At 49.4% G+C, this 25,592-nt stretch carries 24 protein-coding genes and 1 pseudogene; 23 read left to right on the forward strand and 2 right to left on the reverse strand.

Annotated elements, in window-relative coordinates:
- The first annotated feature begins 116 nt into the window (after positions 1-116).
- Genes KJS57_RS07780 through KJS57_RS07790 form a run of 3 tightly spaced genes read left to right on the forward strand, consistent with a single transcriptional unit; the run spans position 117 to position 3,856 of the window.
- Positions 117-749 (forward strand): TetR/AcrR family transcriptional regulator, encoded by a 633-nt coding sequence (locus KJS57_RS07780; RefSeq protein ID WP_211022494.1) that lies wholly within the window; start codon positions 117-119, stop codon positions 747-749.
- 24 nt (positions 750-773) lie between these two features.
- Positions 774-3,092, forward strand: coding sequence for an ABC transporter permease (locus KJS57_RS07785; RefSeq protein ID WP_213654307.1), 2,319 nt, complete (start codon positions 774-776; stop codon positions 3,090-3,092).
- A gap of 5 nt (positions 3,093-3,097) precedes the next feature.
- Positions 3,098-3,856, forward strand: coding sequence for an ABC transporter ATP-binding protein (locus KJS57_RS07790; protein ID WP_213654308.1), 759 nt, complete (start codon positions 3,098-3,100; stop codon positions 3,854-3,856).
- A gap of 135 nt (positions 3,857-3,991) precedes the next feature.
- Here the strand turns inward: KJS57_RS07790 and KJS57_RS07795 are convergent, their stop codons facing one another.
- Positions 3,992-4,843 (reverse strand): aldo/keto reductase, encoded by an 852-nt coding sequence (locus KJS57_RS07795; protein ID WP_213654309.1) that lies wholly within the window; start codon positions 4,841-4,843, stop codon positions 3,992-3,994.
- Between the two features lie 170 nt (positions 4,844-5,013).
- Here KJS57_RS07795 and KJS57_RS07800 point away from each other — a divergent pair, with 170 nt between their 5' ends.
- The 14 genes and pseudogenes from KJS57_RS07800 (at position 5,014) to KJS57_RS07865 (ending at position 21,109) form a co-directional block, all read left to right on the forward strand.
- On the forward strand, positions 5,014-5,463 hold the full coding sequence (locus tag KJS57_RS07800) for a MerR family transcriptional regulator (RefSeq protein ID WP_213654310.1): 450 nt from the start codon (positions 5,014-5,016) through the stop codon (positions 5,461-5,463).
- Between the two features lie 42 nt (positions 5,464-5,505).
- A complete protein-coding gene (locus tag KJS57_RS07805) occupies positions 5,506-5,790 on the forward strand; it encodes a hypothetical protein (protein WP_244861446.1) in 285 nt (94 codons plus the stop codon).
- 109 nt (positions 5,791-5,899) lie between these two features.
- Positions 5,900-7,162 carry a mechanosensitive ion channel family protein gene (locus KJS57_RS07810; RefSeq protein ID WP_213654311.1) on the forward strand — a complete coding sequence of 421 codons (1,263 nt, stop codon included), beginning with the start codon at positions 5,900-5,902 and terminating at the stop codon, positions 7,160-7,162.
- 59 nt (positions 7,163-7,221) lie between these two features.
- Positions 7,222-7,704 carry a GNAT family N-acetyltransferase gene (locus KJS57_RS07815; protein ID WP_213654312.1) on the forward strand — a complete coding sequence of 161 codons (483 nt, stop codon included), beginning with the start codon at positions 7,222-7,224 and terminating at the stop codon, positions 7,702-7,704.
- 209 nt (positions 7,705-7,913) lie between these two features.
- Positions 7,914-8,294, forward strand: a complete 381-nt coding sequence (locus KJS57_RS07820; protein WP_213654516.1) for a DUF1259 domain-containing protein — start codon at positions 7,914-7,916, stop codon at positions 8,292-8,294.
- Between the two features lie 64 nt (positions 8,295-8,358).
- On the forward strand, positions 8,359-8,778 hold the full coding sequence (locus KJS57_RS07825) for a DUF1259 domain-containing protein (protein WP_213654313.1): 420 nt from the start codon (positions 8,359-8,361) through the stop codon (positions 8,776-8,778).
- A 142-nt stretch (positions 8,779-8,920) separates the two neighbouring features.
- Positions 8,921-9,763: pseudogene (locus KJS57_RS07830) on the forward strand (aldo/keto reductase).
- A gap of 551 nt (positions 9,764-10,314) precedes the next feature.
- Positions 10,315-11,562 carry a sugar ABC transporter substrate-binding protein gene (locus KJS57_RS07835; RefSeq protein WP_244861447.1) on the forward strand — a complete coding sequence of 416 codons (1,248 nt, stop codon included), beginning with the start codon at positions 10,315-10,317 and terminating at the stop codon, positions 11,560-11,562.
- Positions 11,563-11,680: 118 nt separating this feature from the next.
- A complete protein-coding gene (locus KJS57_RS07840; RefSeq protein WP_211022483.1) occupies positions 11,681-12,580 on the forward strand; it encodes a carbohydrate ABC transporter permease in 900 nt (299 codons plus the stop codon).
- A gap of 20 nt (positions 12,581-12,600) precedes the next feature.
- A complete protein-coding gene (locus KJS57_RS07845) occupies positions 12,601-13,419 on the forward strand; it encodes a carbohydrate ABC transporter permease (protein ID WP_213654314.1) in 819 nt (272 codons plus the stop codon).
- A 43-nt stretch (positions 13,420-13,462) separates the two neighbouring features.
- Complete coding sequence (locus KJS57_RS07850; protein ID WP_211022481.1) at positions 13,463-14,470, forward strand: LacI family DNA-binding transcriptional regulator; 1,008 nt, start codon at positions 13,463-13,465, stop codon at positions 14,468-14,470.
- Between the two features lie 41 nt (positions 14,471-14,511).
- Entirely contained in the window at positions 14,512-15,279 is a 768-nt protein-coding gene (locus KJS57_RS07855; protein WP_213654315.1) for an alpha/beta hydrolase, read from the forward strand.
- Positions 15,280-15,510: 231 nt separating this feature from the next.
- Positions 15,511-17,676: a beta-glucosidase BglX gene (gene bglX, locus KJS57_RS07860; RefSeq protein WP_213654316.1), complete on the forward strand. Its 2,166-nt coding sequence runs from the start codon at positions 15,511-15,513 to the stop codon at positions 17,674-17,676.
- A 49-nt stretch (positions 17,677-17,725) separates the two neighbouring features.
- On the forward strand, positions 17,726-21,109 hold the full coding sequence (locus KJS57_RS07865; RefSeq protein WP_213654317.1) for a GH36-type glycosyl hydrolase domain-containing protein: 3,384 nt from the start codon (positions 17,726-17,728) through the stop codon (positions 21,107-21,109).
- A gap of 101 nt (positions 21,110-21,210) precedes the next feature.
- Here the strand turns inward: KJS57_RS07865 and KJS57_RS07870 are convergent, their stop codons facing one another.
- Complete coding sequence (locus KJS57_RS07870) at positions 21,211-21,594, reverse strand: YkvA family protein (RefSeq protein ID WP_213654518.1); 384 nt, start codon at positions 21,592-21,594, stop codon at positions 21,211-21,213.
- Between the two features lie 128 nt (positions 21,595-21,722).
- On the opposite strand from KJS57_RS07870, the gene KJS57_RS07875 reads away from it, so the two are divergent.
- The 6 genes from KJS57_RS07875 (at position 21,723) to KJS57_RS07900 (ending at position 25,457) form a co-directional block, all read left to right on the forward strand.
- Positions 21,723-22,085 (forward strand): hypothetical protein, encoded by a 363-nt coding sequence (locus KJS57_RS07875; RefSeq protein WP_213654318.1) that lies wholly within the window; start codon positions 21,723-21,725, stop codon positions 22,083-22,085.
- Between the two features lie 71 nt (positions 22,086-22,156).
- Positions 22,157-22,882, forward strand: coding sequence for an alpha/beta fold hydrolase (locus KJS57_RS07880; protein WP_213654319.1), 726 nt, complete (start codon positions 22,157-22,159; stop codon positions 22,880-22,882).
- Between the two features lie 203 nt (positions 22,883-23,085).
- Positions 23,086-23,286 carry a cold-shock protein gene (locus KJS57_RS07885; RefSeq protein ID WP_114497440.1) on the forward strand — a complete coding sequence of 67 codons (201 nt, stop codon included), beginning with the start codon at positions 23,086-23,088 and terminating at the stop codon, positions 23,284-23,286.
- 80 nt (positions 23,287-23,366) lie between these two features.
- A complete protein-coding gene (locus KJS57_RS07890) occupies positions 23,367-23,579 on the forward strand; it encodes a cold-shock protein (protein ID WP_211022548.1) in 213 nt (70 codons plus the stop codon).
- A gap of 237 nt (positions 23,580-23,816) precedes the next feature.
- A complete protein-coding gene (locus tag KJS57_RS07895) occupies positions 23,817-24,518 on the forward strand; it encodes a response regulator transcription factor (protein WP_280520369.1) in 702 nt (233 codons plus the stop codon).
- A gap of 3 nt (positions 24,519-24,521) precedes the next feature.
- Positions 24,522-25,457 (forward strand): sensor histidine kinase, encoded by a 936-nt coding sequence (locus KJS57_RS07900; protein ID WP_213654320.1) that lies wholly within the window; start codon positions 24,522-24,524, stop codon positions 25,455-25,457.
- Positions 25,458-25,592 lie beyond the last annotated feature (135 nt).

Below are 25,592 nucleotides of genomic sequence, written 5' to 3' on the forward strand. Positions count from 1 at the left end.
CTTTTATTATAATTTGAATTGGAAAAACCACCCTCCACCCCCTTGACATCCCAAACCATCGTTGTTAATATCTAACCGACAGACAGTCGGTCGGTAATGAAGGAGGCACCAGATAAATGAGAATTAAAAAAGAGGCGGAAGAGCGCAGAAATGAAATCCTGGATGCGGCGGATGAGCTTTTCGGACAGAAGGGCTTTGATGGCACAAGCACTAACGATCTGCTCGACAAGGTCGGCATTGCGAGGGGAACTCTGTATCATCACTTCAAGTCGAAGGAGGATATTATGGACGCGCTGATTGAGCGCTATAATATCAACATTTTAGGAGCGGCGCAGGCAGTTGCCGCCGATACGAGCATTCCCGTCGTCGAGCGTGTGATTCGCACCGTAATGGCTATGAACATCAGCCATGGCGGAAGCAGCAGCAAGGAGATTATGGAGCATATTCATAAACCGCAGAATGCGCTGATGCACCAGAAAATCCAGAAGAGCATCATTACTGGAGTAACGCCGATTCTTACGGGAATCATCCGCGAGGGGATCGAGCAGGGAATTTTCAACACCCCGTTCCCGTACGAATGTATGGAAATGGTCGTGATCTATGCGAATACGGTATTTGATGATGACATGGTCCCTATGACAGAGGAGGAGCGCGGATCGCGAATACTGGCTTTTGTATGCAACGTTGAAAGGCTGCTTGGTGCCGAAAGTGGAAGTTTGATGGACGTCATGAGGATGTTTGGGGGTTAGAAAGTTGGAATTCGGAGGTGGCTCATGTATTACAGATTAATTCGCAATGACATAGCCAGGAGTAAGCTGATCACGTTGACAACGATGATATTTGTGGCTGCGGCGGCAATGCTGGTATCTCTGGCGGTGATCCTCGTCGTAAATCTCTCAGGTGCGATAAATACGTTGATGATGAAGGCGGAAACGCCGCATTTTATGCAGATGCATACGGGGGATATCGATACTGGCCGCCTAGCGGAGTTTGCGGAGCGGAACGGGAATGTCGATGAATTTCAGGTGCTGGAATTTCTCAATATGGACGGTGCGCAGATCAGATTAGGCGATACTTCGCTTGCGGATAGTGTTCAGGATAACGGATTCAGCGTCCAGAGTGAAAAGTTTGACTATCTCCTTGATCTGAACGGAAACGTCATCCACGTATCCGATGGTGGGCTGTATGTGCCGTTAAGTTATATGAAGGACAACAGCACAAAGGTCGGCGACCAGGCCGTCATCAGCGGAAAGGAATTTACCGTGGCGGGATTTCTCCGCGATTCGCAGATGAACTCCACGCTTTCCTCTTCAAAGAGATTTCTTGTAAGCAGCAAGGATTATGCGGAAATGAAAGACCTGGGAAGTACGGAGTATCTGATCGAGTTCAGATTAAAGGATTTGTCGGCGCTCGGCGCCTTCGAAACCGCTTATGCCTCCGCAGGACTTGAAGCGAACGGACCAACAATTACATACCCCTTGTTCAAAATGATCAACGCCATTTCCGACGGCATGATGATTGGAGTAATTCTGCTTGTCAGCTTGCTTGTCGTTGCCATTGCTTTAATGTGCATTCGATTTACGCTGCTTGCCAAAATCGAAGACGATTATCGTGAAATCGGGGTCATGAAGGCCATCGGACTGCGCATTTCGGACATCAAGAAGATTTATCTCGCTAAATATGCGGCTGTTGCGGCTGCTGGCAGCATTCTAGGGTTCGGGCTCTCTTTCGTATTCAAAGGCATGCTTCTTGAAAATATACGGCTTTATATGGGGGAAAGCGAGCATTCTTCCTGGGCGGGAGCCTTCGGAATCATCGGTATCCTGGTGGTATTTCTTGCCATCATAGGCTATGTAAGCGGGGTGCTGAGACGCTTCCGGAGAATATCTCCGGCCGAAGCGATCCGTTTTGGCACTTCCCAGGAAAAAGCAGCGGGAGCAAAGCGTTTTAGCTTGAGCGGAAACAGGCTGCTCAGCACGAATATTTTTCTCGGCGTGAAGGATGTTCTCGCAAGGAAAAAGCTCTACGCCACTATGCTTGCAGTGCTGATGATTTCGGCATTTATCATAATTGTTCCGCAAAATTTACATAACACGATTTCCTCGAAGGGCTTCTCTCAGTATATGGGGATAGGCGATGCCGAAATGCGAATGGACCTTCAGCAGACCGATCGGATTACCGAAAAGGCGGCTGAAATTGCACAAACGTTGAACGACGACAGGGACATTTTACAATATGTCGTGCTTGCCACGAAAACATTCCAGGCCAAGACGAAGGACGGCTCGGAAGAACGGATAAAAGTTGAGCTCGGCGACCACTCCATATTTCCCGTCAAATATTCCGAGGGCCGGGCGCCTGCAGCGGCAGATGAAATTGCTCTTTCAGCTCTGAACGCCAGCGAACTGGGAACAAAGGTCGGCGAGATCATCACCCTGGTGGTTGGGGGGCAGGACAAAAACCTGACGGTAAGCGGCATTTACTCCGACATTACCAACGGAGGCAAGACCGCAAAGGCTGTTTTTACCGATCAGTCGGCGGATGTGATGTGGTATGTGATCTGTGCGGAGCTTACGGACCCCGCTCTGATCGGCGGTAAGGTTGCGGAATATGCTGACCGGTTCAGTTATGCGAAGGTGTCGGACATCGATGAATTTGTTGCACAGACCTTCGGCTCGACGATGAGCTCTGTCGGAAAGGCCTCAAAATCCGCAATTGTTGTGGCACTGGTAATCATGGTGTTGGTTACGCTGTTGTTCATGAAGCTGCTTGTCGCAAAAGACAGATATTCCATTAGCGTCATGAAGGCGTTCGGTTTCACGAAGGCGGATATTCAGGCACAGTACGTTTCCCGTTCGGCGTTCGTTCTGATCGTCGGAATTGTTCTCGGTACGCTTCTGGCCAACACGCTCGGCGAGAGGCTTGCGGGCGCGGTAATCTCCTCTTTTGGAGCGTCGACATTTCAATTTACGGTCAATCCGTTCTCAGCGTATCTGCTTAGTCCGTTAATGATGATCGGCTCGGTGCTGATTGCAACTCTGATCGGTACATCGGGCGCGGGACAAATCAAAATTTCCGAAAATATAAAGGGGTAGGGACTATGAAGAAGATCATTATCGGGGATCAGATCGTTAAATCCTTCGGGGAGGGCGAGGAGAAGCGCCGAGTTCTGGGCGGTGTGTCCGCCTGCATTAACGAAGGCGAATTCGTCGCGGTGATGGGACCATCGGGTTCGGGGAAATCAACGCTGCTATTTGCGCTAAGCGGGACGGATGGCATTGATGGCGGCAAAGTTATGGTTGACGGCAAGGATATTTCGGAGATTGGGGAGACGGAGTTGTCGGATTTACGCAGAAGTAAGATGGGATTCGTGTTCCAGCAGCCGACGATGCTGAAGAATCTGAATATCCTCGACAACATCATTCTCCCATCCATGCGGGGGAACCGTAAAAATGCCGCCAAAATGACGGAAACAGCAAGAGCGCTGATGAAAAGAGTTGGAATCGCAGAGCTGGAAAAGCGCGACATTACCCAGGTTTCGGGAGGTCAGCTTCAGCGTGCGGGAATCTGCCGGGCGCTGATGAACAGCCCGAAAGTTATATTCGGCGACGAGCCTACTGGGGCGCTCAACTCACAAACCGCGCAGGAAATCATGGACCTGTTTTCCGAGATCAATGCGGAGGGGACCGCGGTTATGCTGGTTACCCATGACGCCAAAGTTGCCGCCCGGGCGGAACGCATCCTATTTATGAACGATGGAACTATCGCAAGCGAGCTGACGCTTCCAAAGTTTGACGGGAGTAATCCGGATGACAGAATCGAGAAGGTAACGGTGAAGATGAGGGAGATCGGAATATGATAATGCCCTTAAGGGTTGTTTGCTTCCATGCGAATTAAGTAAAGAGAAGACAGGGCGGGCCCGCCCTGTCTTCTCTTCGTAGATGAGGATGATGCCGTGATACGTTTACGGTTTGTTTCCGTTCGCGGTTTGATCCTAGTAATCAAACTTCCAGTTACCCATCTTCTTGGCGAGTTCTGGATCGTGGTAGGATATGAAAAGGCTTTTCCCCGTATCAAGGTCAGTAATTTGCTCCATATCCTCTTGGTGTAGCTCGAAATTGAAAATATCGAAGTTTTCGACGATACGCTCTTTGCGTACGGATTTTGGAATGGCAACGATATTCTTCTGAATAAGCCAACGCAATACGACTTGAGCGACGGACTTATTGTATTTCATTGCGATTATGGACAAAACCTCGTTGCCAAACAGGTTGTTAAGTCCTTCGGCGAACGGTGCCCAGGACTGGTGCTGCACTCCCTGCTCTTTCATAAAAGCGGCGCTCTCGAGCTGCTGATAGAACGGGTGTGTTTCCACCTGGTTGACGGCGGGTACGATTTCGTTATGCACAATGAGATCCATCAGACGGTCGGGCAGGAAGTTGCTGACACCGATCGCCCTGATTTTGCCCTCACGGTATAGGTCTTCCATCGCGCGCCAAGCGCCGTAGTAATCGCCGAACGGCTGGTGAATCAGGTATAGATCGAGATAGTCGAGATTCAGCTTCTTTAAGGATTTGGCAAACGCCACCTTGGCACTCTCGTAGCTTGCATCCTGAACCCAGAGTTTGGTCGTGATGAACAGCTCCTCGCGCGGTATACCGCTGCGTTTGATCGCACGTCCGACCGCTTCCTCATTCAAATAACCTGAGGCGGTGTCGATCAGGCGGTAACCGGCCATCAGCGCTTCATATACCGCGTTCTCGCATTCTTCAGCATCTGGAACTTGGTATACTCCGAAGCCGAGGATCGGCATTTTCACACCGTTGTTTAGTGTTACGGTTTGCATTGTAATTCCTCCCATTTCTTTAATTGTTGAGTTGCAACGGCCGCGAATCCTTGGTGTCGGACACCGTGTGAGGATTTCGCTTACGGCCGGTTTGCATTACAATAAGCCTAGAGCCTTCGTGTTACACGAAGTCAAGCCGCTTCCAAAAATGTTTTTTAAGGAGGTTTCACATGCATACGGTTAAAGAAGCCGCTCTGATCACGGGACTCACCGAGCATGCTGTACGCTTTTACACGGATAAAGGTCTGGTGCCGAGCGTGCAGCGCAATCAAAACAACATTCGGATGTTCGACGAGGAATCGATCAACTGGCTGTTTGGCGTCAAATGTCTCAAGCAATCCGGGATGCCGATTGAAGTTATCAAAACGTACATCGACCTTTGTCTTGAAGGCGATTCGACCATTCCGCAACGCTATACGCTCATGATGGAGCATAAAGAAGCGGCGCTCGTTAAGCTCGAGGAAGCCAAACGGCACATCGACCATTTGGAACAAAAAACCGCCCTATATCAGGCCATTCTGGAGCACCGCTCTCCAGATACGACCAATCCCGGCAACTGGGACAAAATTCAACACATGCATAGTGACGTATTTTACTCGCCTTCCGTTCGGAAGGCATGAGGGAAGGAACTAATTAAGTATAGAGGGAGAGTGAGTGGATCCATGCAATACGTGGAATACCTTCTTATAGTTATATCTCTTCTTGCAATAATTAATTTATGGACTAAGGTGGGGAAATTGGAAGGCCGGATAAAAGGAATGCAAGATACCATAGACCGGTTAACCCGACAAACGGGACTACCGGAAAATCCAATAAACGATGAGCTGCGCAAGTTAATCCAGAAGGGCGAAGATGTTAAAGCCGTTAAAAAGGCAAGGGAAACTTTAGGCCTTTCTTTGTTAGAAGGCAAACAATATATTGATAAATTGAAATCCGAAAACAGATAAACTTATCTGCCGGTAGCTAATGAGAGAAATTGGAATGTGATTCTTTTTGCTTCGTACTAGGATCTAATTTATAATTATAGGCTATTATAAATCGGGTCAGGAGGAAGTAATGGACTTTATCAAACATCAACTAGACGGATACGGCATGAGCGACCAAGCCATAGTTTATTTTTCAAATATGATCATGGTTGTTTTTATCGCTGTGGTCTCCATACTTGCCAATTATATAACCAAAAAAATCGTATTAAAGACCAGCAGTTATATCATCCGCAGCAACAGGTTTACATGGGATAATATCATTCTGGAGAACAAAGTGTTCCATAAGCTGTCGCATCTCGTGCCGGCGATCATCATCTATTATTCCGCGTCGATCTTTCCGTCCTATCAAGCTTTGATTGAGAAGGCCGCACTAACGTACGTAATTATCGTAACTATTATGGTATTTAATGCACTGCTCAATGCTTTTGACGCCATTTATCGTTCGTTTGAGGTTTCCAAGATCAGGCCGATTAAGGGATATATCCAGGTGGCGAAGATCGTTCTATTTATCATCGGGGGCATTGTGGTCATTGCGAATCTCATTGGCCAAAATCCCTTAATTATTCTCAGCGGGCTTGGGGCCTTATCGGCCGTTCTAATGCTAATTTTCAAAGACTCTATATTAGGGCTGGTGGCCGGCGTTCAACTATCCTCGAATGATATGGTGCGCGTCGGAGACTGGATTGAAATGCCTAAATATGATGCGAACGGCGATGTGATCGACATTACGTTGAACACGGTAAAGGTCATGAATTTCGACAAGACCATTACGATGATTCCAAGCTACGCTCTGATCTCGGATTCTTTCAAAAATTGGAGAGGTATGCAATTATCCGGCGGCAGAAGAATTAAGCGAAGCGTATTTATCGATACTAGCAGCATTGGCTTTTGTAGCGAGGAAATGATTGAGGAATTCAAGAAGATTCACTATCTTACCGATTATGTCACGACAATGATAAATGAAATAAACACTTACAATACGGAGCATCGGATTAATACGGAAAGCAAAGTGAACGGAAGGCAGCTCACGAATGTAGGCGTATTCAGAGAATACATCCATCAATATTTGAGGAATCATCACAAAATTAATCAGGAGATGACGCTGATCGTCAGGCAATTAGAACCGGGAGATACCGGACTGCCGCTCGAAGTTTACGCATTCAGCAACGACACCAACTGGGGAGTGTACGAAGCGGTTCAGGCGGATATTTTTGACCACATTTTTGCGGTTGCTCCGACATTCGGGCTGCGCGTCTTCCAAAACCCGACAGGGCACGATATCGTCCAATTAAAAGAAAGAGCGGAATTCTCGCGAGGATCGGTACATTATTGATACGGCGTCGTGGGAAGGATGAATATAGAGTTGAAAGCTAGAGGTTGGGGGCAAGCATTATGATGATAAGAAGCATTCAGACGGAAGATAACAGCACTATCGAGGTCATTATAAGGCAATGCCTGATCGAATTTGGCGGGAATCGCGAAGGTCTGGCTTGGGAAGACGAGAGCTTGAGCCATCTGTCCGATTACTATAATCAGGACGGCCGGGAATACTGGGCGGCCTTCGATACCGGCGGCAAGATGCTTGGAGGCTGCGGTATCGCCGAATTCGGTTCCCCGGAGAACAAGATTTGCGAGCTGCAGAAAATGTATCTGCTTCCGGAGGCTAGAGGAACAGGGGCGGCGGCGGAGCTGCTGCGGACGGCACTCCTGTTTGCACAGCGGCACTATAACGCCTGCTATCTGGAGACGCTGAAGACAATGGAAGCGGCCAACCGCTTTTATGTGAAACACGGCTTTCAGCCGCTGGATGCACCGCTGGCCGGTTCCGATCATTTTGCATGCGATGCATGGTATTTTCGAAAATTAGAAGTTTAGCTTAAACGTACGGATGAACTTCGCGGGAGCCTTGCTTCGTTTATACGGTAAACCCACATCCTCATGAGGATGCGGGTTTTTTTGTCGTTCGCCCTAATTTGTTGTGATCCGTTGGGCCTTTGTCTTGTTCCCTTTTTTCTCGTGGTCATAGGATGTTGTGAAATCAATTAGAGGAGGATTTACCAAAGGTAAGCCCGCAATTCAAACGGCTGTGCGCCCAATTCGGCAAAATCCTGGGAGGCGAGTCCGAAATTGAAGAAGGCCCGGTCTGTTTTGTCACGCGGATGACGAATCTGAGCGAGACGATTCTGGGAAGAAGAACGCAATCCCCTTTGGTTCAAATGCAAATGTTTTCGTTCGAGTCTCTTGATAAGGCGGGCCGAGCGCTTTGTTTGGGTGAAACGGCAGTGCATCAGAATCAGGTGAATCGATTGATTTCGAATCTCCGCAAACGGGGGATCAAGGTAACCGCCGTTCATAATCACTGGCTGAACGAGAATCCGCGCTTAATGTATATGCACTGGGAAGCTATTGAGAATCCCGTCACTTTTGCCAGAAAAACAAAAGAATCCATATCTTTTTTGGGCTGATACGGACCGGCCGTAAAGTTAGAAGTCACCTCATAATTACGACTTGAAAGGATGAACCCGACTGATGGAACAAGTGAAGGCAAGCCCTCGTTTTAGAAGACTATGCAACCAATTCTCAGCGATTTTAGGCGGAACGGAACATGAAATCACCAAAGGCCCGGTTTGTTTTGTAAGCAGAAACCGAAAAATAAATGCCAGCATTCTTGGAAGGAAAACCACATCTCCTTTGGTCCGATATCAACTGTTCTCGTTTGAATCGCTGGACAGTTCCGGCCGCGCGCTTTGTTTAGGTGAAACGGCACTCTTCCAGGACCAGGTCAACCGATTGCTGAGTAATCTCCGCAATAACGGAATTAAAGTAACGGCGGTTCACAATCACTGGTTGTTCGAGAAACCGCGGTTAATGTATGTCCACTGGGAGTCAATCGATAATCCGATTGATTTCGCAAGGAAAGTAAAAAGCTCTATTGCTTTCTTGGGTTAGGCATTCCTGTCAATACAGCAAACCCCACCGGGCAATCAGCTTGTAGCATGACCTTTCACTCCGCCGTAGGCAATAACCTCTCATTTTCGTTTATAATGGAAGCATTCATTATCCTACCAACTACAGCTAGGAGGTTGTTTAGATGAATCAGAATATTCCGGAATATACGCTGAATGACGGGTTAAAGGTTCCCGCGATCGGGCTGGGCACGTATAGCCTGAAGGGGGAGGAAGGCGTTAAGGCGATGGCTGCCGCGATCGATGCAGGATATCGATTGATCGACTCGGCTGTCAGCTATGAGAATGAGGGAGCCGTCGGGAAGGCCATCAAGCGAAGTTCCGTTCCAAGGGAAGAGTTGTTGATTTGCTCCAAATTGCCAGGCCGGCGTCATCCCTACCAAGAGGCGCTCGCCACTATCGAGGAATCGCTGTACAGAGCGGATTTGGATTATTACGATCTATATTTGATTCATTGGCCCAACCCCAAGAAGGACTTATATGTGGAGGCTTGACAGGCGATGATCGAGGCGAAAAAGCGCGGCTATATCCGGTCTATCGGGGTTAGCAATTTCCTTCCCGAGCATCTCGATCGCTTGATTCAGGAAACCGGCGTAGCTCCAAGCATAAATCAGGTGGAGCTGCATCCATTCTTCGACCAGGCGGAGCAGCGGCAGAAACATGCGGAGCATGGCATCGTTACGGAATCCTGGAGTCCGCTCGGACGCGGGAACGATATCGTTCAGCATGAGAAAATCGTACGGATTGCGAAGGCTCATGGAAAAACGGGGGCCCAGGTAATTTTGCGATGGCATACCCAGCTGGGGGCGATTCCGATCCCTAAATCGGGCTCCCTTCCGCATCAGAAGGATAATCTCGCTATTTTCGATTTTGAACTAACCCCGGAGGAGATGGATATCGTCTCATCCTTCACCCGTAAAGACGGACGGTTATGGGGGCAGGATCCGAGTGAGGTCGAAGAGTATTAAGGGCCGGTAACACTCCCAAGTCATAGAATCGGCAGGCTCTCGAAACTTAGTCTAATCTTATATCTTATATATTGTATACGGAGCACCATTCAGCGGAATTTATTTCTGCTTGTGTGGTGCTTTTTGCGTTAGGTCCAATCTACCTTTCCTGTTACAAACCTCCTTTCTCCGGGTATTAAGTCTTAAGTATGCGCGTTAAACAGGCGCGTGCGTGGAAATACCACCCAACAAAAAAAACTGAAATTAAACAGCTTGAATTTCAGGAATGATGGGTTTATAATGTGAATACGAAACGTTTCGAATTAAATACTTACTGTAATATCCTAAGTGGAAGCTAAACGGCTTCCAATTCTATCAAAGGGAAATGTAAGCGGTAACTTTCAAGCAAAACAACATTTTACAGGGGGTTTGCACACGAATTAGAGAAGATTCAGCTCGAAGAAGTTCGATATTTTTTTCGAAATGAATCGAAACGTTTCGAGTTAGAGGGCAAACGCATAGTTTTTCGGTTTTTATTCAAGACTTTTAAACTAATGAAGAGGTGAGAAAAAGTGAAGAAAAATTGGTTAGTTGCTTTGATTACACTGCTTGCTGTTTCTGTTATCGTGGCCGGCTGCGGCTCGAAAAATAACAATTCGGGTTCCAACGCGGCTTCAGGCGGCGACAACAAGACGGTAAAGGTCTGGTTCATGGGCACCTCGGAGAGCGTAGAGCCGATTGCAAAGATGTATGAAGAGAAAAATCCAGGCGTGAAAGTAGACGTGCAGGCGATCCCTTGGGATTCCGCGCATGACAAACTCCTTACGGCCGTCGCTTCCAAGAATGGCCCGGACGTCATCCAAATGGGTACGACATGGATTCCGGAGTTTGCTTCGGCCGGTGCCCTGCTGGATATGGCTCCATACATCGAGAAATATCCGGAGCTTAAAACGGAGAACTTCTTTGACGGTGCCATTCAAACTACGCAATATGACGGCGTTACTGTAGGTATCCCTTGGTATGTGGAAACACGCGGATTGTTCTATCGTACCGATTTACTTGCGGAAGTTGGATATCCTGAAGGTCCAAAAACTTGGGATGAACTGAAAGATGCCGGTAAGAAGTTGGCCGCGAGAGGCGAAGGTAACTATATGATGCCAGTCGATGCGAAGGACCAAAACTATTTGTCCATGTTCGCTTGGCAAGCAGGCAGCGATGTCATTGGCTCCGACCGCAAACCACAGTTTAATCAGCCGGAATACGTAGAGGCGATGAACTTCCTGAACAGCTTGTATAAGGAAAATCTCGTTCCGCCGACAGACCTGGATACCGTTACAGGCTTTAAGGACGGCACAGTGCCCATGTTTATCAGCGGTCCTTGGATGATTCAAGCCGTGAAGGAACAAAATCCGGAAATTGACGGCAAATGGACAGTTAAGACCTTGCCTGCCAACAAAAACAATAAATCGCTGATGGGCGGTTCCGACCTTTCGATCTTTAAATACAGCAAGAACCCTGAAGGGGCGGCGAAATTTATCGCCTATCTGAGCAGCGAGGAAGCGCAGCTTAAATTTTACGAAACATCAAATTCCTTGCCTGCTTTGAAAACGGCTTGGGAGAACGAGCAATTCTCCGATCCGATGATCGCCGCATTCGGTAAGCAACTAGAAAGTGCCATTCCGACGCCGATGGTCAAGGAATGGGAAGAAGTTTCGCAAGCTTCGGTCGCAGCCTTTGAACGAATTACAGTTGGCGGAGCGGATGTGCAAGCCGAGATGGACGCATTAAATGAGGAAGCCAACGGAATTCTAGGAAATTAATCATTTTGTCTTCCGCCTGCGAAGATGACGCCGGGACTCTACAGAAGCGAGGGTCCCGGTTATCTCTTTAAGATTCTTCGTCTGGAAGGGAGTGGACAAATTTAAGGGGTGAGGATAAATGAAGCAGCATGCAAATAGCTGGCACAAATATAAGTATCCGTATTTGTTCATTGCTCCGGCCATACTGTTACTCACGGTATTTTCGATTTTGCCGATTATTATCGCATTAGTCATCAGCTTTACCGATATGGACCTGTTGGGGCTGGCCGACTTTTCTAACATTAACGGCGCCGGCTTTACAAATTATCTAGGGCTATTTAAGGATCCCGTATTTATAAAATCCATTGTGAACACCGGCATTTATGTCATTATCGGGGTGCCGCTGGTCATTTTATTTTCTATGGCAGCCGCACTATTGCTGAATTATGGAACGAGCTGGCTGTTTAATACCTTCCGGGTTGTTTACTACTTGCCATCCATTACGAATATTGTAGCCGTGGCTGTTGTATGGGGTTATCTCTATAACAGCAGGTACGGGCTGTTTAACTATATCCTTTCCTGGTTCGGAGTCCCTGGGCAAGCCTGGTTGCAGGATCCGACACTGGCCAAACTGTCGCTCATTATGATGGCGGTATGGAAGGCGATCGGCCTGAATATGATCATTTTCCTGGCAGCGCTCCAAGGAATTCCCCGCTCCTATTATGAAGCGGCTGAAATTGACGGCGCCACCGGGTGGAAGAAGCTCCGCTATATCACCATTCCTTTGCTTAGCTTTGCTACCTTCTTCGTGACGATTACGACGCTGATCGGCTGGATTCAGTTCTTCGAAGAACCGCTGGTCATGACGAAGGGCGGACCGCTCAACGCAACGATGTCCATGGCGCTCTTTATTTATAACAACGGATTTAAGCTAAGCGACTTCGGTTACGCGGCATCCGGTTCCTTTGTTCTGTTCATTATCATTATCATCGCAACGATTGTGCAGTTCCTCGTCAAGCGGAAGGAAGTTGAATATTAAGGGTAAAGGAGGGGACGCAAATGGCGTTGAAAAGATTTGAAAAGGGCTTTATGATATTTCTTCTGGTTGCCGGCGGCCTTCTGATGATGATTCCGTTTATCTGGATGCTGGGCTCGTCCTTTAAGCCGGAAAACGAATTTACTATTGTTCCGCCGACGATCATTCCGAACCATCCGACCTTCAAAAACTATGTGGATCTGTTTGCGAAAATGGATTTTATGGTTTATCTCAAAAATACGCTGATCATCGTGTTGTGTTCATTCGTCGGGCTTTTCCTGAACGCACTTGCCGGATATGCCTTTGCGAAGTTTGAATTTCCGGGCAAGAACAAATTTTTCTATCTCATCCTGGCTACGATGATGATTCCGGGTCAAGTAACCATGATTCCTACTTATCTGATCATCAACAAGCTTGGGTTGGTAAATACGATGGCAGGCATTGTACTGCCGGGGTTGGTCGGCGCGTTCGGTATCTTCCTGTTCCGCCAGTTCATGTCAACCATTCCGACGGATTTGATGGAAGCGGCCAGACTCGACGGTGCGGGCGAACTGCGAATTTTCTTCCAGTTGATTATGCCGATCGTAAAACCGGTCTTCGCCGTCCAAGGCATCCTGACATTTATCGGCGCCTGGAACAGCTTCCTGTGGCCGTTGATCATTGCCAACGATGAAAGACTGTATACCTTGTCGGTCGGACTCTCGCTCTTAAAGGGACAATACGCCTCGAAATTCGGCCTGCAAATGGCCGGTGCCGCCTTCATGGTAGTTCCGATCATTATCGTTTTTTCTTTCTTCCAAAAGCATATTATTGAAGGATATACGATTTCGGGGATGAAATAAGTAAGTAGGATTTTTTGTACGGTTAGAAAGGATGACATAAGCAATGGCTACGATTAAGGATGTGGCGAAATTGGCCGGCGTGGCGCTTTCCACGGCATCATACGCACTTAGCGGAGACAGCAAAGTCAGTGCCAAGACGAAGGAAAAGGTGCTGGAAGCGGCTAGGCAGCTGAATTATTACAAGAACGGTTTCGCCATGGATTTAAAACGGAGCCGCACAAATACGATAGCCCTCATTTTAACGGATTTATCCGGGCCTTATTATTCGGAATTGATTCGCAGCGTCCAGGATGTGGCGCTCTCCAACGGTTACGACCTGGTAGCTTGCAGCTCCATGGGGGGCAAAGGGTCTACGGCGGTTAAATATTTGCGAGAAAAAAGAGTGGATGGCGCGATCGTGCTGGCGCAAAACATTACCGATGAAATCTTGTTGAATGCGGCCAGTTCGAGCTTCCCGATCATCGTGATGGACCGGCTTACGACGGGCGAAGGCCTTATTAGCGTCGTTGTTGACGGGGAACTCGGCGGGTATAAAGCGACCCGTTATCTCATCGACAAAGGGCATCGTTCCATTGCCTTTATTAGCGGACCGGCCAATTCCTACGATAACAGCGTCCGGTACCAGGGATATTTGCGGGCGATGCATGAGGCAGGGCTTGAGGAGAAGGCCAAATGGCGGCTGAGCGGAAATTTTGTGCGGGAAGGCGGCTATAAGGCGACAAAAATGATGCTGATGCAAGGCGAGATCCCTTCGGCCGTTTTCTATGGCAACGATGAAATGGCGATCGGCGGCATCAAAGCGATGGAAGAAGGCGGCTACTCCGTGCCGGGCGACATATCCGTCATCGGATTTGACGATATTCAGCTGGCCGAGTATGTTCAACCTCCGCTGACGACGATTCATCAGCCGATGTATGATTCCGGCTCCCTGGCGGGCCATCTGCTGTTTCAACTGCTGAATGACGAACAGGTCAACGATTCGTATAAATTAAAGGTGGAACTGACGGAACGCCAATCGGTTCAAACGGTCGTGTCAGAGATCAAGAGCTGAACAAGCACACATCAAGGTGAAATGAAAGCGGAGTGATCGGTTTGGCTTTTATACGAACGGCTCTATTTGCGGAAACGCTTGAAATGTCAACGGATATCAATGCGGTGATCCCAATGGCTGCGCTTCGGTCCAGCCGGGACGGCAAGTTGCCCGTCCTGTACTTGCTTCACGGACTGGGCGGTGACCATACGGAATGGACCCGGCAGGCCTCGGTGGAGCGCTATGCGGAGGACAAAGGCATCGCGCTCATTCTGCCGCGGGCGGACCGCAGCTACTATATGGATATGAAGCAAGGGGCGGCGTATTACACGTATTTGTCGGAGGAGCTGCCCGCCATCGCCAAATCCTTGTTCCCGATCTCGGACCGCCGGGAAGACACGTTCATCGCGGGCTTGTCGATGGGCGGATATGGGGCATTCAAACTGGCGCTTCGCCAGCCGGAACGTTTTGCGGCTGCGGCGAGCTTGTCGGGGAGTCTGGACATCGTCCACCGCTTAAGCGAGCCGGAAGTATTCCGAAACCGCGAGGAAGAGCGGATGTTTGGCAGCGTGGTCGAGGTTCAAGGCAGTGATGACGATTTGCTGGCGCTGGCGGGAAAGGTCGCCGCGGCGGGAAATCAGCCGCAGTTGTATCAATGCTGCGGGACGGAGGACTTCTTGTACGAGGGCAACCGGAATTTCCTGAAGCATGCCGAGAAGGTCGGGCTGCGGGTGACTTATGATGAAGAACCCGGAGGCCATGAATGGAGCTATTGGGACCGCAACATTCAAAAAGTGTTTGACTGGCTGCCGGTGGATAAGAACCGTTAGTGAATGGGTTTGAATATCCGTGACTTGGGGATCTGTGCAGGTATAACCCGGGCATTGCGCTGGCATTGTGAAGGCATTGTCCGGACAAACCTGTAAATCTGAGTCGAAACGTTATTATTTTAAAACATAAATTAGATAAAGATTGCTTGAATATAAAGAGATTTAAGTTGTGAAACGATTCGATTTAAACAATCACTCGATAATTCAACTTGTATAGGAGAGGGAGAAATCATGTCCGAGCAACGACGACTGGAAGAACTTTTGCAGAAAATGACGCTCGACGAAAAAATCGCCCAGCTGCAGCAATTGGCTGCGCCCTTCTATGAGGATGCCGAAGACGAGGGGCTAATTACCGGGCCGATGGAATCGCTCGGCATTACGGCGGATACCGTGCAGAACGCCGGCTCGGTGCTTGGCGTAGCCGGCGCGGAGAAGGTCATCTCCGTACAGCGGGCACATATGGCGAACAACCGGCATGGCATTCCGCTACTATTTATGGCGGATATCGTGCACGGGTTCAAGACGATTTTTCCGATTCCGCTGGCTATGGGCTGTTCCTGGGATCTGGAACTGGCCGAGCGCAGCGCGGAAATCGCGGCCAAGGAAGCGGCCGTTTCCGGGCTGCACGTCACCTTCGCTCCGATGGCGGACCTGGTGCGGGACCCCCGCTGGGGCCGGGTGATGGAGTCGACGGGAGAAGACCCTTACCTGAACGCTTTGTTCGCGCGGGCGATGGTCCGGGGTTTTCAGGGTAAGGATTTAAAGAACGATCCGGACCGAGTCGCTTCTTGCGTGAAGCACTTCGCGGCCTACGGGCTGGCGGAAGGCGGGCGGGAATACAATACGGTCGATCTTTCGGAGCGCCAGCTTCGCGAATATTATTTGCCGGCCTATAAAGCCGCTATTGACGAGGGCGCCGAGATGGTGATGACTTCGTTCAACACGGTGGAAGGCATCCCGGCCAGCGGCAACGTCAAGCTGATGCGGGATCTGCTGCGCGGCGAATGGGGATTTGACGGCGTCGTCATTTCCGATTGGGCCGCCATCAGGGAGCTTATCGCGCACGGCGTCGCCGAAGATGACCGCGAAGCGGCATTAAAGGCGATTCAGGCTGGCGTCGATATCGATATGATGACTTCGGCATATGTTCTGGAACTGGCCCGGCTGGTCGAAGACGGGCTTGTACCCGAGTCGTTGATCGACGAAGCGGTCATGCGCATTTTGCAGTTAAAAGAAAAGCTCGGCTTGTTCGATAACCCGCTGCGCGGCGCCGATCCTGAGGCGGAAAGTAAAGTCGTGTACTGCAAGGAGCATCTAGAAGCCGCGAAGGAGCTCGCGGTGAAATCCAGCGTCTTGCTGAAAAATGAAGGCATTCTTCCGCTGAAGCAAGGACAAAGAATCGCACTGATCGGTCCGTTTGCGCAAAGCGGCGACATTCTCGGCAACTGGTCGTGGACCGGATCGCGGGAGACGGCAATTCAGCTCGGGACGGCGATGGCGGAGCTCGGCGGTTCCGGTCTTGTAGTGGCCGAGGGCTGCGGCATCCATGACATCACGGAGCGCCAGCTTGAAGAGGCCGTCAAGGCCGCCGGGGAAGCTGACGTCATTGTGCTGGCGCTCGGCGAAGCGTCGGAGATGAGCGGCGAGGCGGCGAGCCGCACCAACATCAAGCTGCCGGACGCGCAGCTTAAGCTGGTGCAAGCCATGAAGCGGCTCGGCAAACCGATGGTTGCCGTGCTGTTCAACGGCCGCCCGCTGGATCTGCACGGCATCTACGAAGAGGTCGATGCGGTGCTCGAAGCCTGGTTCCCGGGCAGTGCGGGCGGGGCGGCGATCGCGGATTTGCTATATGGCGTTGCCAATCCTTCGGGCCGGCTTACCATGTCTTTTCCATACACGGTGGGGCAAATTCCGGTGTATTACAACCACTTCAATACGGGACGTCCGAAGCCAGCGGAAGACTCGCAGGAGAAATACGTCTCGCATTATCTGGATAGTCCGAATGCGCCGTTATTCCCTTTCGGGTATGGCTTAAGCTATACGGATTATTCATATGGAGAGCTGTCATTGTCGTCGGAGACGCTGAAACCGGGGCAGACCTTGGAGGCCAAGGTCCGGGTCAGCAACGATGGGGGCATGGCAGGAACGGAAACGGTCCAGCTCTATATTCGCGACGTTTCCGGCGAGGTCGTTCGTCCGATGAAAGAGTTGAAGGATTTCCGCCAAGTGACGCTAGCTCCGGGCGAAAGTACGGAAGTGGCGTTCGAGATCACCGAAGCGCAGCTGCGATATCATCACAGCGACTTGTCTTTTGCCAGCGATGCAGGGAAATTCGAACTGTACGTTGGAGGAAACAGCCGCGATACGCTGCAGGCGGCGTTCCGGTTGGAGCATTAAATTAGGCTATGTAGAAATTGACATAATAGAGAGACAGGGAGTGAAGAGAATGGCGATGTCAACAGATACCAAACTGTCGATTCAACAAGGCGAGCTAGAATTCACTTTTCATAAGAACGGCGATTTGTATGAAGCAACCGGCGGCTCCACGATGATTAATCAGCTTCTAAGCAATCCGATTGACGGTTCACTGGGCAATCTTTACGCCCGGCTGCACACGGCGGAAGGAATTCAGGCTTACCCGCTGCTGGGCATTCATTCGGGCAGCCGATTCCGTCAAGCTGGTGACCGGCTGGTGTGGGAAGGCGAAATAGCGCCGGGCGAAGGGAAGAAGCCAATCGGGTATCGGGTCGTGTTCACGCTGACCGCCCAAGGCGTGTGGTTCTGGGATGTGCAGCTTGAAGGAAGCGGCGTAACCGCCGATATCGTGTACGGACAGGATGTCGGCCTTGCCGATCCGGGCGCCGTACGCAGCAATGAAGCTTATTTGTCGCAGTACATTGACCATACCGTGTTCGAGGATGCGGACAAAGGCTTCGTCGTATGTTCCCGGCAAAACCAGCCGCAGGGAGGCAAGTTCCCGTACTTGCAGCAAGGCTCGCTGACCAAGGCCGAAGGTTATTCCACGGACGGGTTCCAGTTTTTCGGCTTGTCCTATAAGGAAAGCAACCGGCCTGAGGCGTTGTCCAAGGACAAGCTGGCAAACGAGGTTTACCAGTACGAGTTCGCCTATACGGCGCTGCAATCCCGCAAGACGGAGTTAAGTGGCAAAGCGCGCTTTGTATTTTACGGTTTGTTCCGCGGGGATCATCCTTCCGCGATTACGGAGCTGGAATACGATGACGTGATCCGTCAGGCATGGGAAGAGGCGGAGTCGGCTTCGGCCGATCTGGAGCAGGAAAGTGATCGCGACGGGAACGGTGCGGCGGTAACTCTTTCGCCGCAGCTCGGAGAACCGTTGCAAACTTTGCCGGTGACTATGGAAGAGCTGGACCAATGGTTCCCGCGGCGTCAGCAGGTGGAATATGCCGGCGAGCAACTGCTGTCTTTTTTCACGGATAGCTATGAACATATCGTTCTGAAGGAAAAAGAACTGCTGGTTGAACGCCCGCATGGCCATATCCTAATGAGCGGAGATAATGTGCGGTTCGGTGCCGAGGTCATTACGACCACCTCTTATATGTACGGTATTTTCAATTCGCAGCTGGTCGTGGGCAATACGAACCTCAACAAGATGATGTCCAACGCCCGCAATGCGCTCAATGTGCCGAAAACTTCCGGGCAGCGGATCTACGTAGAGCTGGATGGCAAATACCGCTTGCTCACGTTGCCTTCCTTATTCGAGATCGGGTTCAACTACGTTCGCTGGTATTATAAAATGCCTGCCGACACGCTGATCGTCACTAACTTCACCACGGTCGACACGCCGGAGGTCCGGTTGCAGGTGCGTTCCGCAAACGGGGTTAAGTACCGCTTCCTGGTGACGAATCAAATCACGATGAACGTGGCCGAATATGAAATTCCGTATGTGATGGAACAGGACGGCGAGGGCGGAGCCCTTACGTTCCGGGCCGACGCTTCCTGCATCAGTGCGCAGGTATATCCGCAGCTTACTTACCGGATGGTACTGGACGGGGCAACGTACTCTTTGCGCGACGAGTCGGTCTTGGCCGAAGGCGCCGCTCCAGGCTGCGCTTCGCTGATCGCGATGGAGCTGGATGCGAGCGCGGAATGGACTTTGACGCACCAAGGGCTGCTGAACGGCGGCGAGCTGCCGGCCAATCACCGCTCCGCCGAAGCTGAGATCGAGCGCTATAGAGATTTTTACGCCGATGTTATGAGCGGCTTTAAATTGACTAAAGACGGCGGGAACGAGGGCGAGTTCTTTAAGGTGAACGCGCTGGCCTGGTGGTACACCCACAATATGCTCGTTCACTACTCCGTGCCGCACGGTTTGGAGCAATACGGCGGCGCGGCCTGGGGGACGCGGGACGTCTGCCAGGGGCCGGTGGAATATTTTTCGGCGACTCATCAGTACGGGCAAGTACGGGATATTTTGCTGACGGTCTATGCCCATCAATATGCCGAGGACGGCAACTGGCCGCAGTGGTTCATGTTCGATAAATATACGCAAATCCAGCAAGAGGAAAGCCATGGGGACATTATTGTCTGGCCGCTCAAAGTGCTCGGCGATTATTTGACGGCGACCCGCGACTTTTCAATTCTCGATGAACAGATCCCTTATACGAGCAAACATGGCTTTAACTTTACGAAGGAGACCGCCTCGGTACGCGAGCATGTGCTTAAAGAACTGAGTTACATCAAAGAGCATTTCCTTCATGACACTTATCTTTCTTCTTACGGCGACGGCGACTGGGACGATACGCTTCAACCGGCCAATGCCCAATTAAAGCAGTTTATGGTCAGCAGTTGGACCGTGGCCCTGACGTATCAAGCCGCAGATGTGTTGTCGAAGGCGTTAAGCCAGGTGGATCCTGCCTGGTCGGAAGATCTGAAGCAGATTGTCGAAGGCATCAAACGCGACTATAACCATTACATGCTGGAAAAGGGCGTCATTCCGGGCTTCCTCTATTTCGAGGATCCGAACGACGTGAAGCTGATGCTGCACCCGGAAGACCGGGAGACCGGCATCAAGTACCGGCTGCTGCCGATGATTCAGAGCATGATCAGCGAATTGTTGTCCCCGGAACAGGCGGAGAGCCATTACCGGCTGATCCAGGACAAGCTGCTGTTCCCTGACGGTGTACGCCTGATGGACCGTCCGGCGCAATATGTCGGCGGGGTCAATGTGCACTTTAAGCGCGCGGAGCAGGCGGCAAACTTCGGCCGCGAAATCGGGCTGCAGTACGTGCATGCGCACATCCGCTATATCGAAGCGATGGCGAAGACCGGACGGCGGGAGCAGATCTGGCATGATCTGGCCGCCATTAATCCGATCGGCATCCGGGATGTCGTGCCGAATGCGGAATTGCGTCAAAGCAATACGTATTTCAGCAGCTCCGACGGCAAGTTTAATACACGGTATGAGGCGCAGCAGCGTTTTGAAGACCTGCGCGACGGCTCGGCTCAGGTGAAAGGCGGCTGGCGCATTTACTCCAGCGGTCCCGGAATCTACATGAACCAGTTGATTTCCAATGTGCTCGGCATCCGGGTGGACGGCGGAGACTTGCTGATCGATCCCGTGCTGCCGGATGAGCTGGACGGTACCCGCTTCGAGTTTGATTACGGTGGCCCGGTCACCTTCATTTACCGGGTTAAGGGCAGCGTCGTAGAGTCCGTAACCATAAACGGACACAAAGTGGAAGCCGAGCGGATTTCCAACCCGTATCGTACGGGCGGACTGCGCATTTCCCGGGCCGAATTCGATAAGCTGCGGGAGAACGGCAAAGCGATTGTGGAGATTGAGATGTAGGATTATAAATAGATTGAGCCCTTTCTGCGCGGTCGGCAACCGCTTGGAAAGGGCTCTTTTTTAGCTTACAATGGACTGAAACTATCAGTGATCCGATCAGCTTATCTATTCAGTAATCCATATACTAACTTGCCGACCCATAAAGCCAACAATATCCAAACCAGCACGATTATGATTGCAAACACCCAATTTTTTGGCTTCCCGTTTCGCTTCATCTCTTCGGCCTTTGCTCTATTTTCCTCAATAATATAAGGTGGTATTAGTTTCAAAGCTAAGGTGATCCCGAGCGGGACGAGAATGACGTCATCCAGATAACCCAAAATCGGAATGAAATCGGGAATTAAATCAATCGGACTAAAAGCATAAGCTACTACGCAAATAGCAACCGCTTTTGCATACCAGGGGACCCGGTTATCTTTGTAGGATAAGTAAAGTACGAATAAATTTTGCTTTGTTTTCTTGGCGTAACTTTTTAGCTTAGTCATTGCGTTTGGTTGTCCCACCGAATCTCCTCCATTTATAATAATATAGCAAATATTAGGTAGTTTTAAAGCTGCTTAAAGGCGGCGATTTGGTTAATCCGGGAATTAAATTAAAATGGGCTGGTGATCACATGAGCGAACAATTCTGGTTAGTGGTACAGTATCCCTTGAAAAGCGCAAAAGGTACTCAACGCGACGGCTGGTTAAAGGATAAAGTCATGGAATACCTGGAGATCGCTCTGGCAGATGCCGACTTAGGCCATGTTGACGGCTTTGACATGGGGAAATCCCTGTCCGACCCGATGAAATATCATCTTAATATCTTTTGCGTCGTTTCGGGCGAAGAGCGGAGCATAAGCTTGGTAAAAAGAGTTCTAAAAGAGAGCCGGCTGGACCATACCCGCATCAAAATTGCTACCATGCCTTATGGTACGGATGCAGCATACACCCTGAAATATGCAGCTAAAAAGGGCGTTACCGACTTTTCGCTATAAGAGGTTGTTCAAAAAGTCATCTTTTCATGACGAAGCAGATCAGGGTGCAGAAGAAACAGGAGGACACAACATTGAAGCCAAAAGCGAAAAAAAGATTAAAAATCACCTTATTAAGTATAGTAACCGTTTTAGTATTGCTGTGTGCAGGGTACATCTATACCCTGGATTACTATCGGGCCGATGACAATGCGGTTGCTGTACTGTCGAGTACAGAGGCGGAGCCTCAGATTGAAAAGAAGGACGATATGTGGATCTTTCATCCAAGTGCCGAGCAGGACAAGGGCGTCGGGTTTATCTTCTATCCGGGCGGGAAAGTAGAGGATAAGGCCTACTCAGTTTTGCTGCAACAACTTTCTCAGCAGGGAATCACCGGCGTCCTGGTTCATATGCCGTTTAACCTGGCCGTATTTGATATCAACGCAGCTGACAAGGTTTATGCTCAATTCCCTGAAATCAAACATTGGGTAATGGGCGGCCATTCTTTGGGCGGCGCAATGGCGAGCAGCTATGCGGTGAAGAATCAGGACCGAATTGAGGGGCTTGTGCTGCTAGGCGCCTACCCGGTGAAGGATAGCGACCTGCCGACGCTTGCGATCTATGGAAGCGAAGATAAGGTGTTGAATAAATCCAAGTTGTCCGCTTCTTTGAATCCATATGTCATCGAAGGCGGCAATCACGCCCAATTCGGTAATTACGGCGCTCAGAAGGACGATGGCGAAGCAACTATAACTCGGGAAGAGCAGCAACGGGTAGCGGTGGAGGAAATTACTAAGTTCATCGTGGACGCGACGAAATAAAGGGTACCGGAATGACCGTGGGGGAAATAAAAAAAGAAGTTGTAAATCAGATCCAGTTGTGTTATATTTAGTTTATTGGAATTTCGACCTGAGATCACATATTGTAGAGGGTTATGATTTTGATTATGTAACCTTGTACAATATGTGATTTTTTTTTGGGATTTGAAGATCATGTAATAATGAAAATATGGAGGTAATTGATCATGGAACAAGGAACAGTAAAGTGGTTTAATGCAGACAAAGGCTTTGGTTTTATCGAGGTTGAAGGCGGAGGCGACGTATTCGTGCACTTCAGCGCCATTGTTAGCGAAGGCTTCAAATCGTTGGACGAAGGTCAACGCGTTGAATTTAATGTAGTACAAGGCAATCGTGGCCCGCAGGCCGAGAATGTTGTTAAACTATAAGATTGCTGTTAAAAGGTCCCAAACATCGTTTTGGGGCCTTTTTTTTACTCATTATTCCAGAAGAGAAAGAGGGATGCTGTTTGTATTATTCACGGAAAAGACAGATGATTGATCTTCCAGAGGAAATGACAATGATATGGTCTTGCACCAATAAAGAGTGCAACGGATGGATGAGGAACAACTTCGTTTTTTCGATTCAGCCGATCTGTGGCCAATGCAATTCCCTCATGGAGAAGGGTGAGAAAGTACTGCCGATTCTGGCTAATACAAGTCCTAATCAGACAAAGTCTTAAATACTATTAACATACGTAGAAACGTGGGTAGCGTTGCCTTCGGACAGGGGTGCAACCCCCCTCGCCTCCATTACACAGAAAAGGGTGTCTCAAAAGTCATGAATAGATGACGATAGGAGACCCCTTTTTCGCTATTTGAACTTAGACAGTACACCCCTTATTCCGATACAATGAAATCAGTCGAACCGGAAAGTAATGAAGAGAAAACGGTAAGATCTGAAAGGGGGAACATAACGCATGCCGAACCGCATTCTGCTCGTAGAGGATGACCGGGAAATTAGCCAGTTAATCGAAAGCCATCTGACACAGGAGAACTACATCGTATGTACGGCATTCGACGGTGATGAAGCCAGCGCTCTTTTTCAAAGAGAGAAGTTTGATCTTATATTGCTTGATTTAATGCTCCCTAAGTTGAATGGAATGGAGCTGCTAAAACGGATACGCGAAACTAGCGTGGTTCCGGTCTTGATCATATCTGCAAAAGACAGTGACCTCGACAAGGTGATGGGTCTTGGCTTTGGCGCGGATGATTATTTGAACAAACCTTTCTCCATGGCGGTATTAACCGCTAGAGTGCAGGCTGCGATTCGCAGAGCCACTCAATATATCCAAACAGATAATAGCCATCAAGAAGACCCCCGAACCATTCAGTTTAAAGATCTGATTCTTGATTTGCATTTGTTCTCCGTACAGGTCAGGGGGCAGGTCATACAGCTCACTTCCAAGGAGTTTCAAATCTTGAAACTGTTTCTGTCCTATCCGTCGAGGGTGTTCACCAAAGAGCAAATCTATCAATTGATTTGGGAAGATGATTATTTAGGAAATGAAAATGCCATCAATGTACATATTCGGAGACTCCGAGAAAAAATAGAAGAGGATCCTTCAAGCCCTCAATATATTCGGACCATTTGGGGTATCGGATATAAACTGGGGGATTAGGTCATGATTGTTCTTTTGTGCCTGATCATTGGCGTTATGGCCGTGACGATAGTTTGGTTATCTTACTCCAGAAGAAAATTAAACCAGAATATAGATGAAATTGCGGACAAAATAACCGAGATCATCCAGGATGAAACGGACGAGAAGGTGCTCATCCAAACCGATCAGCTCAAGATTCAACAGCTACTCATTCAAATCAACCGTCTATTGTTCCATAAGCAGAAGGTGATTGCGGATTATGCGAAAACTCAAGAGAGCATGAAGAAGATGATATCCAACATGTCTCATGATTTAAAGACTCCTTTGACGGTCATTCTGGGATATGCGGAAAAACTGAATCAAGAGCAGCCGATGACCCAAGAGGAACAGAAGTATGTTGTTATGCGGCTGAACCATAAAGTAAATAGTCTGGTCGGTTTGCTGAATCAATTTTTTGACCTGGTAAAAATCGAGTCGGAAGATTATGAAATCCCTTTAAGCAAAATATCGCTCAACGAGATTTGCCGGCAAATCGTGCTTGAATTTTATGACCTGCTTTCCTCTAAGGGGCTTCGGGTAGAGATTGAGATTCCGGAACAGCCCATCTATATTTTCGGCAATGAGCAGGCGATGCATCGAATACTCAGTAATTTAATCTCCAATTCGATCCGGTATGGAAGCGATGGCGGCGTGTTTGGTTTGACCCTTCGGGAAGAAGGAGAATTCGTTGCGGTAGATGTGTGGGATCGCGGTAAAGGGATTGCCGAGGCGAACCAGGACCGCGTATTCGAAAGGCTCTACACCCTGGATGATGCGCGGAATCCGCAATTTCAGGGAAGCGGTCTGGGGCTAAGCATTTCCAAACGCTTAACGGAAGGGATGAAGGGGACGATTACCCTCAATAGTTCCCCTTTTGAGAAAACGACCTTCACCTGCAAGTTTAAACAAATGAAATTATGAACCTTACTGCGAAGAGATGTTCTGCTGAACGTCTCTTTTTTTATCGCCGAAAGAAACATGTAAGGAATGAGAAAGAAAAAAACGCAATTTTTAAATTATTATAAGAGTAACAAATGAAGACGATATGAAAAATAC

Origin of the sequence: Paenibacillus vini, from assembly GCF_018403325.1 — a bacterium.
Classification (GTDB): Bacteria; Bacillota; Bacilli; order Paenibacillales; family Paenibacillaceae; genus Fontibacillus; species Fontibacillus vini.

What these genes read in the sequence shown, in the direction of transcription:
- KJS57_RS07865 (WP_213654317.1), top strand. Translation starts at nt 17,726, where the DNA reads ATGGCGATGTCAACAGATACCAAACTGTCGATTCAACAAGGCGAGCTA.
- KJS57_RS07885 (WP_114497440.1), top strand. Translation starts at nt 23,086, where the DNA reads ATGGAACAAGGAACAGTAAAGTGGTTTAATGCAGACAAAGGCTTTGGT.
- KJS57_RS07870 (WP_213654518.1), bottom strand. Translation starts at nt 21,594, where the DNA reads ATGACTAAGCTAAAAAGTTACGCCAAGAAAACAAAGCAAAATTTATTC.
- KJS57_RS07810 (WP_213654311.1), top strand. Translation starts at nt 5,900, where the DNA reads ATGGACTTTATCAAACATCAACTAGACGGATACGGCATGAGCGACCAA.
- KJS57_RS07800 (WP_213654310.1), top strand. Translation starts at nt 5,014, where the DNA reads ATGCATACGGTTAAAGAAGCCGCTCTGATCACGGGACTCACCGAGCAT.
- KJS57_RS07850 (WP_211022481.1), top strand. Translation starts at nt 13,463, where the DNA reads ATGGCTACGATTAAGGATGTGGCGAAATTGGCCGGCGTGGCGCTTTCC.
- KJS57_RS07825 (WP_213654313.1), top strand. Translation starts at nt 8,359, where the DNA reads ATGGAACAAGTGAAGGCAAGCCCTCGTTTTAGAAGACTATGCAACCAA.
- KJS57_RS07875 (WP_213654318.1), top strand. Translation starts at nt 21,723, where the DNA reads ATGAGCGAACAATTCTGGTTAGTGGTACAGTATCCCTTGAAAAGCGCA.
- KJS57_RS07815 (WP_213654312.1), top strand. Translation starts at nt 7,222, where the DNA reads ATGATGATAAGAAGCATTCAGACGGAAGATAACAGCACTATCGAGGTC.
- KJS57_RS07780 (WP_211022494.1), top strand. Translation starts at nt 117, where the DNA reads ATGAGAATTAAAAAAGAGGCGGAAGAGCGCAGAAATGAAATCCTGGAT.
- KJS57_RS07795 (WP_213654309.1), bottom strand. Translation starts at nt 4,843, where the DNA reads ATGCAAACCGTAACACTAAACAACGGTGTGAAAATGCCGATCCTCGGC.
- KJS57_RS07790 (WP_213654308.1), top strand. Translation starts at nt 3,098, where the DNA reads ATGAAGAAGATCATTATCGGGGATCAGATCGTTAAATCCTTCGGGGAG.
- KJS57_RS07840 (WP_211022483.1), top strand. Translation starts at nt 11,681, where the DNA reads ATGAAGCAGCATGCAAATAGCTGGCACAAATATAAGTATCCGTATTTG.
- KJS57_RS07895 (WP_280520369.1), top strand. Translation starts at nt 23,817, where the DNA reads ATGCCGAACCGCATTCTGCTCGTAGAGGATGACCGGGAAATTAGCCAG.
- KJS57_RS07785 (WP_213654307.1), top strand. Translation starts at nt 774, where the DNA reads ATGTATTACAGATTAATTCGCAATGACATAGCCAGGAGTAAGCTGATC.
- KJS57_RS07900 (WP_213654320.1), top strand. Translation starts at nt 24,522, where the DNA reads ATGATTGTTCTTTTGTGCCTGATCATTGGCGTTATGGCCGTGACGATA.
- bglX (WP_213654316.1), top strand. Translation starts at nt 15,511, where the DNA reads ATGTCCGAGCAACGACGACTGGAAGAACTTTTGCAGAAAATGACGCTC.
- KJS57_RS07845 (WP_213654314.1), top strand. Translation starts at nt 12,601, where the DNA reads ATGGCGTTGAAAAGATTTGAAAAGGGCTTTATGATATTTCTTCTGGTT.
- KJS57_RS07805 (WP_244861446.1), top strand. Translation starts at nt 5,506, where the DNA reads ATGCAATACGTGGAATACCTTCTTATAGTTATATCTCTTCTTGCAATA.